Source organism: Brevundimonas sp. (assembly GCF_032107865.1).
GTDB lineage: Bacteria > Pseudomonadota > Alphaproteobacteria > Caulobacterales > Caulobacteraceae > Brevundimonas.
The window spans coordinates 1-14,401 of sequence record NZ_DAMCNG010000011.1 but is presented as its reverse complement, the minus strand read 5'-3'; the positions used below and the strand labels follow the sequence as shown (position 1 = coordinate 14,401).

Sequence of the window (14,401 nt, the reverse complement as noted above, 5' to 3'; positions counted from 1 at the left end):
GCCATGAGTCTCAACGATCACGTCATCATCCACACCGACGGCGCCTGCAAGGGCAATCCCGGCCCCGGCGGCTGGGGGGCGATCCTGCAAACCGGCGGCGGACACGAGAAGGAACTCTGGGGCGGCGAACCCCTGACGACCAACAACCGCATGGAGATGATGGCGGCGATCATGGCGCTGGAGGCGCTGAAGCGCCCCTGCCGCGTCGACCTGCATACCGACAGCAAATACGTCATGCAGGGCGTGACGGAATGGATGCGGGGCTGGAAGGCTCGCGGCTGGAAGACCGCCGACAAGAAGCCGGTCAAGAACGAAGACCTGTGGCGGCGACTGGACGAAGCCCGCAACCGTCACGAAGTCAAATGGCACTGGGTGAAGGGCCACGCCGGCCACGTCCTGAACGAACGCGCAGACGGCCTGGCCAATCGCGGCGTGGCGGAGATGCGCGGACGCTAGAGCGCCCGCACCTTCAGCAACGGCCCCGACACCGATTCGATAATGACGCTCTCGCCCGCCAGCGGCGCGGCGCCCTCGATTTCAGCCGGCCATTCCGATCCCGATACGAAAACCCGACCGCGCCCGCCGACAAAGGCTTCGACCACGCGGGCGCGTTCGCCCACCAGACGGACGTCGCGATCATTGATGTCGGGCTCGTCCTTGGGATTCACCCGCTTGATCAGGCGACGCGACAGGATGGTCGAGGCCACCGTCAGGGCCGCGAAGACGCCGATCTCGACCGGCAGGCCCAGTTGCGGCGCCAGGGCGGACAACAGGGCCGTCAGCCCCGCCGCCACCGCCGGCCACAGCAGCCATTCGGTCGAGGCCGCCGCCTCTATCCCCAGCAGGACGACGCCAACTGCCAGCCAGAGCCAGAACGGCTGGGCGGCGTAGAGGGAGACGAACCAGTCCATGGCTTACTCCGTCGTCGGCACGGAGCCGCCCGAACGACGCGGCGCGGCGCGCGGCGCGGCCTGACGCGCGTCTGTGCGGACCTGTTGCTGCTCCCTGGCCAGACCGACCAGTTCGCCGACGCCCGCGATGGTGCCGACCAGCGCGCCCATTTCCGAAGGCACGATGACCGTCTTCTGCTGCGGGCTGCGGGCCAGCTCCGCAAAGGCCTCCACATACTTCTGGGCCACGAAGTAGTTGATGGCGTTGACGTCGCCGCGAGCGATCGCTTCGGACACCATGGCGGTGGCCTTGGCCTCGGCCTCGGCTTCACGTTCGCGGGCTTCGGCGTCGCGGAAGGCGGCTTCCTTGCGGCCTTCGGCTTCCAGGATCGCGGCCTGCTTGGCGCCTTCGGCGCGGGCGATGGCGGCCTGCTTCTCGCCGTCCGCCTCGGTGATGACGGCGCGGCGTTCACGCTCGGCCTTCATCTGACGGGCCATGGCGTTGGTGATGTCCACCGGCGGCGTCAGATCCTTGATCTCGATGCGATTGGCCTTGATGCCCCACGGCTCAGTTGCGGCGTCGATGACGTGCAACAGGCGCGTGTTGATGGCGTCGCGCTGCGACAGCACTTCGTCCAGCTCCATCGAGCCGACCACGGTCCGCAGGTTGGTCATGCACAACTGGGCGATGGCGTAAGGCAGGTTATCGACGCGATAGGCGGCGCGGGCGGCGTCCATCACCTGGATGAAGACGATGCCGTCCACCTTCACCATGGCGTTGTCCTTGGTGATGACCTCCTGGGTCGGGACGTCCAGCACCTGCTCCATCATGTTCATGCGGTGGCCGACGCGCTCGACGAACGGCGTCAGGATGTGGATGCCCGGCGTCAGGGTCTTGGTGTACTTGCCGAACCGTTCCACCGTGAATTCACGACCTTGCGGCACGATCTTGATCACGCTGAACAGGAAGATGATCGCAAAGACTGCGAACATCACAAAGAAAATCAGCGAAAAACTCATAAGGCCCTCCAGTTTGATCGGCAGCTTAACCGCCGGACGAGCCTCACGCCACCGAATCCGGTTCTTTCATGGGGGCGAATCGCCGAGGCGTGATGACGCGGCGAACGGATTGGACCGACACGGCGACCGACGGACCAACCGGCGGACAAATTGACCACTGGAGCTTCCCACAAGGCAAGGTTCACGCAGGAACATCGATCGGCGGCGCTGCGTTGCCGCAGAGGTGAAACCAACGCCATGAGGCCCTCTCCGGAGCGACCCTCGGCGCCTTCCTGAACACCGGGCCCGCGCGCCCGTCGGAGAGCGACATGACTGCTGAAGCCGCAAGGACCGCCCCCGCCGCCTACCAGGGGTGGGACGGCCAGTACATCGACGGCGCCTGGCGCCACGGAAAGCACGGCGAAATCCAGGCCGACACCGATCCCTACTCCGGCGCGGTGCTGGCCGAGACGGTGATGGCGAACGGTCAGGATCTCGACGAGGCCTATCGCGCCGCAGCCAAGGCTCAAAAGGACTGGGAAACCCGCCTGCCGATAGAGCGCGCCGGGGTTATGATCCGCGCCGCCGCCATCATGGAAGCCCGTCGCGAGGAAATCCTGGGGTGGCTGACGCGCGAAGCGGGCAGCACGCGCGGCAAGGCCGAACTGGAATGGCAGTTCGTTCACGCCGTCACACTGGAGGCCGCCTCCTTCCCTTACCGCGCCGAGGGCAAGCTGCTGCCGCTCGATGAGCCGGGCAAGGAGAGCCGCGCCTATCGCCAGGCTCTGGGCGTGATCGGGGTTATCAGCCCCTGGAACTTCCCCATGTATCTGTCGCATCGCTCCATCGCGCCGGCTCTGGCGCTGGGCAATGCGGTAGTGGTGAAACCGGCCGAGGACACGCCGATCACCGGCGGCCTGCTGATCGCCAAGATCTTTGAAGAAGCCGGTCTGCCGGCGGGTCTGCTGAACATCGTCATCGGCCCGATCAGCGAGATCGGCGACGCCTTCACCAACCACGCCGTGCCGCGCCTGATCTCCTTCACCGGCTCGACGCGCGTCGGCCGCCACATCGGCGCCCTGGCCATGCAGGCGCCGCAGTTGAAGCGGGTCGCTCTGGAGATGGGCGGAAACGCCCCTCTGGTGGTGCTGGACGACGCCGATCTGGACCATGCGGTGCGCTCAGCCGTCGTCGGCCGCTTCCTGCACCAGGGGCAGATCTGCATGAGCTCCAACCGGATCATCGTCGACGCTCGCATCCACGATGAGTTCGTCGATCGCTTCACCGCCCATGTGAAGACCTTGAAGTACGGCGATCCCAACGATCCCGGCGTCGCCATCGGTCCGATCATCAACGAGCGGCAGATGCGCGGCCATCTGGCGCGGATCGAGGCGGCCAAGGCCGCGGGCGCCAGTCAGCTGCTGGGAGGCGCGCCTAAGGGACAGGTTCTGCCGCCGCATGTCTTTGTCGGCGTGACCAACGACATGGCCCTGGCCCAGGAAGAAATCTTCGGCCCGATCGCCCCGATCATCCGCGTTCAGGACGAGGAGGAGGCCTTGCGTGTCGCCAACGCCACCGAGTTCGGCCTGTCGTCCGCCGTTTTCACGCGCGATGTCGAACGGGGCGTTCGCTTCGCCCTGCGCGTCGAGGCCGGCATGACGCACGTCAACGACCACAGCGTCGACGACACCCGCACCGGCCCGTTCGGCGGTGAGAAGAATAGCGGCCTGGGTCGTTTCGGCGGCGAGTGGATCATGCACGAACTGACCCGCGATCACTGGGTCACCATCCGTCACGCCAAGGGCCCCTATCCGTTCTAGGTCCGTTCAAAGAGGCGCGTCGGCCTTCGCTCGGCGCGCCTCGACGGCTTCGTGGATGATGCGGACAGTCTCGCTCCACATGCCCAGAGGTTCCAATCTGTCCAGCCGATGAAAAACCGCTTCGACAGCGTCGTCGCCAGCAACCGGCTCGCCGGACGTCCAGACCGCCGCATAGTCGATCAGGACATAGTGGCGCCCCGCCTCGGGAAAGAGCCCGTCCACCACGTCGATCAGACCGATCAATTCGGCCTCCACGCCCGTCTCCTCGCGCAGTTCGCGCAGGGCGGCGTCGGCCAGGCGCTCGCCCGCCTCCAGACGGCCGCCGGGCAGGCTCCACTCGCCCACGCGCGGCGGCGTGCCCCGCCGGATCAGCAGCACCTCATCGCCTTTCAGGCACACTACGCCCACGGCCGGGATCGGAATCATGTTTTGCCCTTGAATTGACCGCCAGAAGGCAAGGTTTTGCGCTTCCACCACGGCGCGCCTTTTGCCACAAGGCCGATATGACCCTCCCGACGCCAGAATCCCTCGCTGAACTCAAGGCCGCCCTGCCCGGCGCCTGGACGCAAGACGCCGCAGAGATGGCGCCCTGGCTGACCGAATGGCGCGGCCGCTGGACGGGCGAGACGCCGTTGCTGCTGCAACCCCGCACGACCGAAGAAGTCGCCCGCGCGGTCGAAATCTGCGCCCGTCACGGCGTGGCTGTTGTGACGCAAGGCGGCGGCACCGGACTGGTCGGCGGCCAGATTCCCTACGGCGAGGTTCTGCTGTCCACGCGCAAGCTGCGGACGGTGCGCGACGTGACGCCGCTGGACGACGCCATGACGCTTGAGGCGGGCGTGACCCTGCTGGAGGCGCAGGAACTGGCCAAGGAGAAGGACCGCTTCTTTCCGCTCAGCCTCGCGGCCGAGGGTTCGGCCACCATTGGCGGCGTGATCTCGACCAATGCGGGCGGCACGGCGGTTCTCCGCTACGGCATGATGCGCGATCTGGTGCTGGGCATTGAGGCGGTCATGCCCGACGGTCAGGTGTTCAACGGCCTGAAGCGCCTACGCAAGGACAACACCGGCTATGACCTGAAGCAGATGTTCATCGGCGCCGAGGGCACTCTGGGCGTCATCACGGCAGCGACGCTGAAGCTGTTTCCCGTCATGCGTAGCCGCGCCACGGCCATCGTCGGTCTGGAGAGCCACCACGACGCCGTCGTACTGCTGGCCCGCGCCAAGGCCGAGACCGGCGGCGGGGTCGAGGCCTTCGAGCTGATGAAGCGACTGGGCATGAGCCTGGTGCTGAAGAACATCCCCGACACGCGCGAACCGCTGGAATCGACGCCGCCCTGGTATGTGCTGATCGAACTGGCCTCAGGCGAGCCGGACGGCGCCGAGGCGGCGATGGAGCGCCTGCTGACCGCCGCCTTCGAGGAAGGTCTGATCGTGGACGCCGCCATCGCCCAGAACGACGCCCAGAAGGCCGCCTTCTGGCGTCTGCGCGAAGAACACTCGGCCGCGCTCAAGCCCGAAGGGGGCGGCTGGAAGCACGACATCTCGGTCCCCGTCTCGCGAATCGCGGACTTCATCGACGAAGCGACTGTGGCGGTTGAAAAATTCCATCCCGGCTGTCGGGTGTCGGTTTTCGGCCACGTCGGCGACGGCAATCTTCACTATGATGTGATCCCTGGCGTGGGCGAGGACATCGCCGCCTTCATCGGTCGATGGATGGAAGGGTCGGAGGTCATCCATGATGTGGTCGCCCGCTATGACGGCTCGATTTCCGCTGAACACGGTCTGGGACGGCTGAAAACCGACGAGGCCCGACGCTATAAATCGCCGCTCGAAATCGCGACGATGCAGGCGATCCGTCAGGCCATCGATCCCCAGCGGATCATGAACCCGGCGGTCCTCTTCTGATGACTTGCGACCGCATGTGACGTTTCAGGCGGTTCAAAACGTCATCGAAGCGGCCTATGAGGCGCGCTCTTGAGACGCATACGGAGTCGATCGTTTTGCTGATCGTCCTGTCCCCGGCCAAAAAGCTGGACTTCAACCCGCCCGCCACCGACGCCCCCGTGACGCCACGGCGATGCGCCGATGAGACTGCAGAACTGGCCAAGGTGACGCGAGGGCTGAGCCGTGCGGACCTGCGCCGCCTGATGTCGATCTCTGACGCCCTGGCCGAGTTGAACTATCAACGTTTCCAGGCCTTCGACAACGAAACGCCGGAGGGCGCGCTGCAAGCCGTCTTCGCCTTCGCCGGCGACGTCTATGAAGGACTATCGGCCCGCACCCTGTCGGCCGACGACCTGACGTGGGCTCAGGACCACCTGCGTATCCTCTCGGGATTCTACGGCCTGCTTCGGCCACTGGATGCGATTCAGCCCTATCGGCTGGAGATGGGTATCCGCCTGAAGACCAAGCGCGGCGCCACCCTCTATGACTTCTGGGGCGAGCGCATCTCGCTGCGCCTGAACGAAGACGCCGAAAAGCTGCCCGAACAAACCCTGGTGAACCTGGCCAGCCATGAGTATTTCGGCGCGGTCGACGCCCGGGCGCTGAAGCTGCCGGTCGTGACCCCGCACTTCAAGGAGAAGAAAGACGGCGAAGCCCGCATCATCTCCTTCTACGCCAAGAAGGCGCGCGGCGGCATGGCCCGCTACGCCATCGAGAACCGGCTAGAAAAGGTCGAAGATCTGAAGGCCTTCGATCGCGACGGCTACCGCTTCGACAAGAGTCTGTCGACGGACACGGACTGGATATTCATCAGGGAAGGAAAATCCTGATCGCCAGATTGAACGACTGCGGTTAGGTTGCATTGCAGCATCATCAGCCACGGGTTCTTTCTGTCATGTTCGCGATGAACGATCTCAAGGGCCGCGTCGCGGTCGTATCCGGCTCGACCTCGGGCATTGGACTGGCGCTGGCGCGGGCCGTGGCCCTGTGCGGCAGCGATGTGGTGCTGAACGGGCTGGGCGATCCGGCCGTCATCGAGAAGACCCGCGTGGACCTGGCCGCCGAGACGGGCGTGCGCGTCCTCTATCATCCGGCCGACATGACTCAGCCGAATCAGATCGAGGACATGATCGCCACGGCGCATCGTGAGCTGGGGCGGCTCGACATCCTGGTCAACAACGCCGGCATCCAGCATGTCGAGGCGGTCGAGAGCTTCCCCGCCAACGCCTGGGAAAAGATCATCGCCATCAACCTGTCCTCGACCTTCTACGCCACCAAGGCGGCGATCCCGATCATGAAAGCCCAAGGGCGCGGTCGGATCATCAACATCGCTTCGGCTCACGGGCTGGTCGCCAGCCCGTTCAAGTCGGCCTATGTCGCGGCCAAGCACGGCGTGATCGGCTTCACCAAGACGGTCGCGCTGGAACTGGCCCAAGAGAACATCACCTGCAACGCCATCTGCCCCGGCTTCGTCGAGACGCCGATCGTCTCCAAACAGATCCAGGATCAGGCCCGCACCCGCGGCATGAGCGAGGAAGACGTGATGAAGAACGTCATCCTGGGTTCGCAGCCGACCAAGCGTTTCGTCACGACCGACGAACTGGCGGGCATCTTCCTCTATCTGGCGTCGGATCTCGGCGCCTCGGCCAACGGCGCCCACTTCTCCGTCGACGGCGGCTGGACGGCCCAATAGGTTTCACCTTGGCCGCAGGGGCCGGAAGACGGAGCGTTTGATGGCCGCAAAGCGCAAGCCCATCTGTCTGGCCCTGCAAGGCGGCGGCGCCCACGGCGCCTTCCAATGGGGCGTGCTGGATCGGCTGTTGGAAGCCGACGCGCTGGACGTGCGCGCCGTCACCGCCGCCTCGGCCGGGGCGATGAACGCCGCCGCCCTGATCACCGGCCTGGAGCGTGGGGGCGCCGAGGGCGGGCGTGAAGCGCTCGACCACCTGTGGCGCGAGGTGAACCAGTCCGGCGGCCGCAACGTCTTTGGCGACAGTTCGGTCTGGTCCAAGGCCCTGACGCCCGACTGGCTGAAGGGCACGCCGATGTGGCAGGCGGGGCAGACCCTGGCCCTGTCGATGAGCCCCTACGCCTTCAACCCGTTCAATCTGAACCCGCTACGCCGCGTGCTGGAGACGGCGGTGGATTTCGAGGCCCTGCGCGCCTCTTCCATCCGCATGTTCGTCTCAACGACAGCCGTTCGTGCAGGCCGTTCGCGCATCTTCAAGTCTGAGGAAATGGCGCCCGAGGTGCTGCTGGCCTCAGCCTGTCTGCCCCAGTTGTTCCAGGCGGTCGAGATCGAGGGCGAGCCCTATTGGGACGGCGGTTATCTGGCCAATCCGGCGCTGTGGCCGCTGTTCTATACAGACACGCCGAACGACATCCTGCTGTTGCCGCTCAATCCGTTCCAACGCGAGGAAACGCCGCGTGAAGCGGGCGACATCAACGACCGGCTGAACGAGATCGTCTTCAACGCCCCGTTGGTCGCCGAACTGAGGGCCGTCGCCTTCGTTCAAGACCTGATCGCCGAGGGCAAGCTGAAACCCGAAGAGGACCGACGGCGCGGGATCCGCATCCACGTCATCGAAGCCGACGAGTGGCTGGGAGGCCAGTCGCTGCATTCCAAATTCGATACGGAGTGGAGCTTCCTGAACGAACTGAAGCAACACGGCCGGACTGCGGCCGACGCCTGGCTTGAAGGCTGCCTGCCCAAGGTCGGCAAGGCCTCAAGCGTGGATATCAAGGCCCGCTTCCTCTAGCCCACGAACCCCGCCGCGCGACGCAGGCGATCGTTGATGGCTTCGCCCAACCCCTTGGCCGGAACCGACGAAACGGCGATCCCGGTCGGCTTTGTACGATCCGCCTCGCGCAGCAGGCGGAACAGATTGGCCGCCGCCTCGCGCAGATCGCCCGTCGGACTGAGGCTCCAGCGCGGATCGCCGACGCCCGCGCCGAAGCCCAGCAGGATTTCGCCGTCATTGGCCCCATCCGCCTCGATCCGCACCGGCGCGTCAGGCGCATAGTGCAGGGCCAGACGACCCGGCGAGCGATGCCCCTGCCCGCCTTCGGCCAGCGGTCCGGCGACCGCCTCGATCTCTTCGCGAGTGACGGAGCCGGGGCGCAACAGGGCGACCTGACCGTCCAGCACAGATACGACCGTGCTTTCGACCCCCACGGCGCAAGGACCGCCATCGACCGCTGCGCCCACGGCATGGCCCGTCTCTTCAAGAGCATCGTCGAAGGTCGTCGGGCTAGGCCGTCCCGAGCGATTGGCCGAAGGCGCGACAACCGCTCCGCCGAAGGCGCCGATGACCGCCCTCGCCCGTGGATGGCCCGGCACGCGCACCGCCACGCTGTCCAGCCCGGCCCGCGCCAGATCGCACACCCGCTCACGATCCCGCACCGGCGCCACGATGGTCAGCGGCCCCGGCCAGAAGGCTTCGGCCAAGGCCCTCGCGCGCGCGTCAAACACCGCGACCGCTTCCGCATCCAGCGCATTGGCGACATGGGCGATCAGGGGATTGAAGCGCGGTCTGCCCTTGGCCTCGAAGATTCGCGCCACCGCTTGAGGGTTGGAAGCGTCGGCCGCCAGCCCATAAACCGTCTCGGTCGGCAGCATGACCAGACGCCCCGTCTTCAGCGCCTCTGCTGCGATCTCAGGGCTGTCGCCCCTGGCGGGTCGGTCGGCGGGCACGGTCGGCCTTTCCTTACGCGGCGTCAGCCGTTCAAACAGGGGGCCACAGTGCGCGGAATCTCGACCAAAGTCCAAGCGGGCTTGCGCCCAAGGGCGCGGCGGCCGACAGAAGCGCAACGTCTTTCTGAGGATAACCGATGAGCTACCGCGCCCCCGTCCGTGACATCGCTTTCGCCCTCGACGCCGTGGCCGGGATCGGCCAGGTGGCGGCGACCGGCGCCTTTCCCGATTACGACGCCGATGTCGCCTCGGCCGTGCTGGACGCCGCCGGGCAGTTTTCGGAAGAGGTTCTGGCTCCGTTGAACCGCCCCGGCGATCTGGCGGGCGCCAAATACGCCAACGGCACCGTGACGGCCGCCCCCGGTTTCGCCGACGCCTATCAGCAGTTCGCAGCCGGCGGCTGGACCAGCCTGACCGCCTCGGTCGAAGCCGGCGGGCAGGCCCTGCCCAAGGCGCTGGAACTGGCGGCCTATGAAACCGTCCACTCGGCCAACATGGCTTTCGGCCTGTGCCCCATGCTGTCGCTGGCCTCCATCGAAGCGCTGGAGCAGGTCGGAAACGCGCATCAGAAGGCGACCTATCTGCCCAAGCTGGTCTCTGGCGAATGGACCGGCGCCATGGTGCTGACCGAACCGCACGCCGGGTCCGATCTGGGCGCCCTGACGGCGACGGCGGTTCCCAACGGCGACGGAACCTACGCCCTGACTGGCCAGAAGATCTTCATCACGTGGGGCGACCACGACGCCACGGACAACATCGTCCATCTGGTGCTGGCCCGCCTGCCCGACGCGCCTGCGGGGCCCAAGGGCATCAGCCTGTTCCTGACGCCGAAGTTCGCGGTCAACGCCGACGGCTCGCTGGGCGAGCGCAACGCCTTCCGCCCGGTCGGCGTCGAGCACAAGCTGGGCATCCACGCCTCCCCCACCTGCGTCATGAGCTATGAAGGCGCCCGCGCCGAACTGGTCGGCCAGCCGAACCAGGGCCTGGCCCATATGTTCGTCATGATGAACGCCGCCCGTCTGGCCGTCGGCGTCGAAGGCGTCGGCGTCGCCGAGCGCGCCTATCAGCACGCCCTGGCCTATGCGCTGGAACGCCGTCAGGGCCGCAGCGTCTGGACCGGTGAAAAGGACGCGCCGATCTTCGATCACCCCGACGTGCGCCGGATGCTGTCGGTGATGAAGGCCAAGGTCGCCGCCGCCCGCGCCATCTGCCTGTCAACCGGCGTCGCCGCCGACCTGGCCCGCCACGCCGCCACCGAGGAAGAGCGCAAGGCGTGGAAGGGTCGTGAAGACCTGTTCACCCCGATCGCCAAGGCATGGTCCACCGACGTCGGCTGTGAGGTCGCTTCGCTGGGTGTTCAGGTCCACGGCGGCATGGGCTTCATCGAAGAAACCGGCGCAGCCCAATACTATCGCGACGCCCGCATCACCCCGATCTACGAAGGCACCAACGGCATTCAGGCCATGGACCTGGTGGGGCGCAAGCTGTCGATGGACAGCGGCGAGTCGGCCAAGGCCTTGATCGCAGAGATGAAGACCAGCCTGGCCCAGATCGATCGCCTCTATACCGGCAAGCCGGTCGAGCGTTTCGCCACCGCCATCGAAGCAGTCGAGGACGCGACCCTGTGGCTGCTGGACGCCAAATCGGACGCAGCGCGCGCCGCTGACGTGCTGGCGGGCGCCGACGCCTATCTGAAGCTGATGGGCGACGTGGTCGGCGGCTGGATGCTGGCCAAGGGCGCTCTGGCGGCCAAGGCCAAGCTGGACGCCAACGACGGCGACGCCGCCTGGCTGCAAGGCAAGCTGGACCTCTATGAAATCTACGCCGCTAACGTTCTAGGCCACGTCTCCAGCCGTCTGGCCGCCGTCGGCCAGGGCGGCGACCTGCTGCAACGGATGAGCGTCGAAGCCTTGGCGGGCTGATCGTCTTTGCATGACTTGAGCGGAAAGCGCCTCTCGTGCCACCTAGGCGCGGGAGGCGTTTCGTATGAATCGAGCAGTCGGCGCTGCCAGTTTTATCTTGGCTGCTTTTTTCAGCGGGGCCTCTTTCGCGACAACGCAAGAGCCGATCGCCTGGGTCACGCGCCCTGTTCCGACACCTGAGGATTTTCCTCCCTTCGCCGCCGCCCTGAACATCGACGGCTGGGTCGAGGTGAACTGCCTGGTGACGCCAGAAGGGCTACCGAACGCCTGCACCGCCATGCGCGCGCGTCCGGACGGGCTGGGCTTCGCCGAAGCGGCGGTCCGCATCATCGAGCGCGCAAGACTAACGCCCGCCGCGCCCGAGGCCTCGCCCGAGAAACGCGAGTTCACGGTGCGCGTGCCCTTCAACGTTCCGCCATTCAACACAGAGGCGCCGACGCCCTGGTCCGGTCCGACGCCCAACACCGCGCAAATGGAAGGCGGCCGCCGTTTCGCCCGACGCAGCGTCGAGCCTGTCGTTCGCCTGAGACGTCATTGGCGGCTGGACCAGATGCCGCTCGAGATGCGCCGGACGACCGAAAGCTGGATCGCCGAACTGTTCGGAAATCTGGAGACAGAGCGCCAAAGGCAGGGCTTGGTCATGGCGCGCGTCCTGGCCCTTCGCGAGTTAGACGCCTTGCCGCCCAAGCAACCGGATGACTGGAGCGAAGCCTGGACTCCCCAGTTGCGAGAGGCCGGACGCGATATTTATCCTCGCGAGCCGGTGATCGAACTACGTCGCCGCTACTGCGCCCGTTATGACTGCGGGCCGACGGCTGGCGTCACCCCCTGAGAACCCACGGGAAACCTGAACATGATAACGCTTCTGGCGAGCCTGGCCCTACTGGCGGAGCCTGTTCAGTGGGAGACGCGCCCTGTCGTCGAACGCCATAACTATCCGGCCCTCGCCAAGGACTTGCGGGTCAATGGAACCGTCACCCTCGAATGCGTCAATAACGAAGACGGCGCCTTGACCCGCTGCGCCGCCATGTCCGCCAGACCCGCCGACATGGGTTTCCAGGAAGCAGCGCTGGCGATCGTGTTCCGAGGGCGCGTCGCCCAACCTGCGGGCGTCCCTTTCACCGTCGAACTGCCCTTCGACATCCTGACCGAAGGCGACGAACCACTGCGTCAACCGTGGGAGGGCCCCGAACCCGGCCCAGAACATATCCAGGCCGCCCAAGCCTTTACCGACAGCTTCTATGGCGGCAGCCGCTCGGCGGCCGAACGCTCGATCCGCGACTGGAAGGTCGATGAGATGCCGCCCGAAAAGGCGGCGCTTCTGCGCGGCTGGATGGCCGAACTATACCCCGATCTCGAAGCGGAGAAGGCTTGGCACGCCGCAGGAGTCGCTCGTGTCCTGGCTCGACACGGTCTGGACTACCTGCCGACCAAGAAACCGATCGGATGGGATGTCTGGTACGCCCAAGTCACACAGGCCAGCCCGGAAGACCCAGCCCTGATCAGAAACGAGATGCGCCGCCGCTACTGCGCAGCGTTCGACTGCGTTTCCGGCGCGGCGGCGGACTGATCCAGCAGGGCGATAGCCTCGCGCATATATTGGGCGTGGGCGACGACGCCCAGGTCCATGACGGTTGAGGCCCTGGCGGGCTGATCCCGTCGCCAAGCCTGTTCAAACGATAAGGCCTCCTGCATCCTGCGGTGCAGGAGGCTCCATTTTAAATGATCTTGGCAACCATAGTGCTCACGTCCGGCCTTGCCTTGGCCCAGCCCTCCGGCAAGACAGAGCGGCAACCCGAAACGCCTCGCGTGTCCTGGTCCATTCGCCCGGCGCCGACCGACGATGATTTTCCCGAGACTCTGCAATCCCTTGGCCTGAGCGGCAAGGCCGTGGTCATCTGCGTGGCCGACGCCGAAGGCCGCGCGCGCGAATGTGCCGTGAACGCCCGCCCGGCCGGCCTTGGTCTGGAGCAACACGCCGTCGAAGTGGTCAAGCGCGGCCGCATCAAGGCCAACTGGCCCGGCGACACTCCCGAGAATCTGAGCTTTTCGGTCAGACTGCCTTTTGGCTCGGACATGATCCCCCTGCTGCAGCCGGCAGATAGCTGGACGGGGCCGACACCCACCCCGGAGCAGATCGAACTGGCGACCCAGACGACGGATCAAATCAGCGCAAGTCGTAACGAAGAGCCCAGCGACGACCTCATTCCCGCTGCTCTCGAGGCGGCTCTTGCAACAGAAGTGGATCCCGAAAAGGCAGTCTTTATCCGCAGCCTCTACCAGAGACACGGCGTTTCCCTGCGACAGGCGCGCGCCCTGAATATCCGTATGATGGCCCGGATGATCGCCCTGACTGAAACCTCGCGGCCTCTCGAATTCGCTTTGTATTTCCATGAGCCAGAGGTGCAGGAAATGATGCGCGAGGCGGAAGCGGGTGAAGGCGTCCTCGCATCGGCATGGCGCATTCAGACCGCCTATTGCGCGCGTTTTGACTGTACTGTGGAATACCCTGAAGAACCTGCAGCCCCCGATCACTGGCGGCTACGCGACGACGAGCCGCTCATGCCGCCTCAATCCGCGGACTGATCCAGCAGGGCGATAGCCTCGCGCACATATTGGGCGTGGGCGACAACGCCCAGATCCATGCCTTCGCCGCCGCCCTGCACTTCTTGAACCAGAACCCCCGCGATGAAGGGATGCTCCGGCACGGGCGCACCCGGCACGCGGCGCGCAGCGGGCGTCCAGAAGACCGGGCCGCCGGAATTGCCCTGGGCGACCACGAAGTCGAGCAGGAAGATCGGGAAATGCCGGATCGGCGTCAGCGGCCAGGAGCTGATCCGCCCTAGCCGCAGGATGGGAAAGCCCGCCCGATTGGCTGACAGACCATGCGGATAGCCCAGCGCCAGCAGTTCGTCCCCCGGCCCCATGCGCCAGCGATCAAAGGCCTCAGCGTCAGCCAGCCATCCCGCAGGGATAGCCGCCTGGGCGAAGGCGGGCGGCGCCGTGATCTCCATCACCGCCACGTCACGCTCCGGGTGCGCGGTCCACAGCGGCGTGCCGCCGGCGTCGCGGATCGCCAGGGTTCCCGGCGTGAACTTCCAGGCGCCGTCCGCCTCGGCCGTGCGCCAGC

15 protein-coding genes are annotated in these 14,401 nt (G+C 66.1%); 10 read left to right on the top strand and 5 right to left on the bottom strand.

Annotation, left to right across the window (positions count from 1 at the left end):
• The first annotated feature begins 3 nt into the window (after positions 1-3).
• Positions 4-456, top strand: coding sequence for a ribonuclease HI (rnhA, locus tag RT567_RS02165; RefSeq protein ID WP_313574015.1), 453 nt, complete (start codon positions 4-6; stop codon positions 454-456).
• On the opposite strand, the gene RT567_RS02160 is transcribed toward rnhA, so the two are convergent.
• Complete coding sequence (locus RT567_RS02160; RefSeq protein ID WP_313574013.1) at positions 453-911, bottom strand: NfeD family protein; 459 nt, start codon at positions 909-911, stop codon at positions 453-455. The two genes, rnhA and RT567_RS02160, sit on opposite strands and share 4 nt — an antisense overlap.
• Positions 912-914: 3 nt before the next feature.
• Positions 915-1,910, bottom strand: coding sequence for an SPFH domain-containing protein (locus RT567_RS02155; RefSeq protein ID WP_313574012.1), 996 nt, complete (start codon positions 1,908-1,910; stop codon positions 915-917).
• Between the two features lie 308 nt (positions 1,911-2,218).
• Between RT567_RS02155 and RT567_RS02150 the strand changes: the two genes are divergently transcribed.
• Positions 2,219-3,709: an aldehyde dehydrogenase family protein gene (locus RT567_RS02150; RefSeq protein ID WP_313574010.1), complete on the top strand. Its 1,491-nt coding sequence runs from the start codon at positions 2,219-2,221 to the stop codon at positions 3,707-3,709.
• A 6-nt stretch (positions 3,710-3,715) separates the two neighbouring features.
• Here RT567_RS02150 and RT567_RS02145 read toward each other — a convergent pair whose 3' ends face one another.
• Positions 3,716-4,135 (bottom strand): NUDIX hydrolase, encoded by a 420-nt coding sequence (locus RT567_RS02145; protein ID WP_313574008.1) that lies wholly within the window; start codon positions 4,133-4,135, stop codon positions 3,716-3,718.
• Positions 4,136-4,212: 77 nt separating this feature from the next.
• On the opposite strand from RT567_RS02145, the gene RT567_RS02140 reads away from it, so the two are divergent.
• The 4 genes from RT567_RS02140 to RT567_RS02125 all read left to right on the top strand — a co-directional run bounded on the left by RT567_RS02140 (position 4,213) and on the right by RT567_RS02125 (position 8,414).
• A complete protein-coding gene (locus tag RT567_RS02140) occupies positions 4,213-5,616 on the top strand; it encodes an FAD-binding oxidoreductase (protein WP_313574006.1) in 1,404 nt (467 codons plus the stop codon).
• A gap of 95 nt (positions 5,617-5,711) precedes the next feature.
• The gene (gene yaaA, locus RT567_RS02135) at positions 5,712-6,485 is read left to right on the top strand and encodes a peroxide stress protein YaaA (RefSeq protein ID WP_313574040.1); all 774 of its coding nucleotides are present in this window, start codon (positions 5,712-5,714) and stop codon (positions 6,483-6,485) included.
• A gap of 65 nt (positions 6,486-6,550) precedes the next feature.
• Positions 6,551-7,348, top strand: a complete 798-nt coding sequence (locus RT567_RS02130; protein WP_313574004.1) for a 3-hydroxybutyrate dehydrogenase — start codon at positions 6,551-6,553, stop codon at positions 7,346-7,348.
• Positions 7,349-7,388: 40 nt separating this feature from the next.
• The gene (locus RT567_RS02125) at positions 7,389-8,414 is read left to right on the top strand and encodes a patatin-like phospholipase family protein (protein ID WP_313574002.1); all 1,026 of its coding nucleotides are present in this window, start codon (positions 7,389-7,391) and stop codon (positions 8,412-8,414) included.
• Here the strand turns inward: RT567_RS02125 and RT567_RS02120 are convergent.
• Positions 8,411-9,349 carry an L-threonylcarbamoyladenylate synthase gene (locus RT567_RS02120; protein ID WP_313574000.1) on the bottom strand — a complete coding sequence of 313 codons (939 nt, stop codon included), beginning with the start codon at positions 9,347-9,349 and terminating at the stop codon, positions 8,411-8,413. The two genes, RT567_RS02125 and RT567_RS02120, sit on opposite strands and share 4 nt — an antisense overlap.
• Before the next feature lie 137 nt (positions 9,350-9,486).
• Between RT567_RS02120 and RT567_RS02115 the strand changes: the two genes are divergently transcribed.
• The 4 genes from RT567_RS02115 to RT567_RS02100 all read left to right on the top strand — a co-directional run bounded on the left by RT567_RS02115 (position 9,487) and on the right by RT567_RS02100 (position 13,857).
• Positions 9,487-11,271 carry an acyl-CoA dehydrogenase gene (locus RT567_RS02115; protein ID WP_313573998.1) on the top strand — a complete coding sequence of 595 codons (1,785 nt, stop codon included), beginning with the start codon at positions 9,487-9,489 and terminating at the stop codon, positions 11,269-11,271.
• Positions 11,272-11,368: 97 nt separating this feature from the next.
• Positions 11,369-12,103: an energy transducer TonB gene (locus tag RT567_RS02110; RefSeq protein ID WP_313573996.1), complete on the top strand. Its 735-nt coding sequence runs from the start codon at positions 11,369-11,371 to the stop codon at positions 12,101-12,103.
• Positions 12,104-12,124: 21 nt separating this feature from the next.
• A complete protein-coding gene (locus tag RT567_RS02105) occupies positions 12,125-12,841 on the top strand; it encodes an energy transducer TonB (protein ID WP_313573995.1) in 717 nt (238 codons plus the stop codon).
• Between the two features lie 152 nt (positions 12,842-12,993).
• Positions 12,994-13,857 (top strand): hypothetical protein, encoded by an 864-nt coding sequence (locus tag RT567_RS02100; RefSeq protein WP_313573993.1) that lies wholly within the window; start codon positions 12,994-12,996, stop codon positions 13,855-13,857.
• On the opposite strand, the gene RT567_RS02095 is transcribed toward RT567_RS02100, so the two are convergent.
• The coding region (locus tag RT567_RS02095; RefSeq protein ID WP_313573991.1) for a serine protease at positions 13,842-14,401 on the bottom strand (560 nt) is incomplete at its 5' end. The two genes, RT567_RS02100 and RT567_RS02095, sit on opposite strands and share 16 nt — an antisense overlap.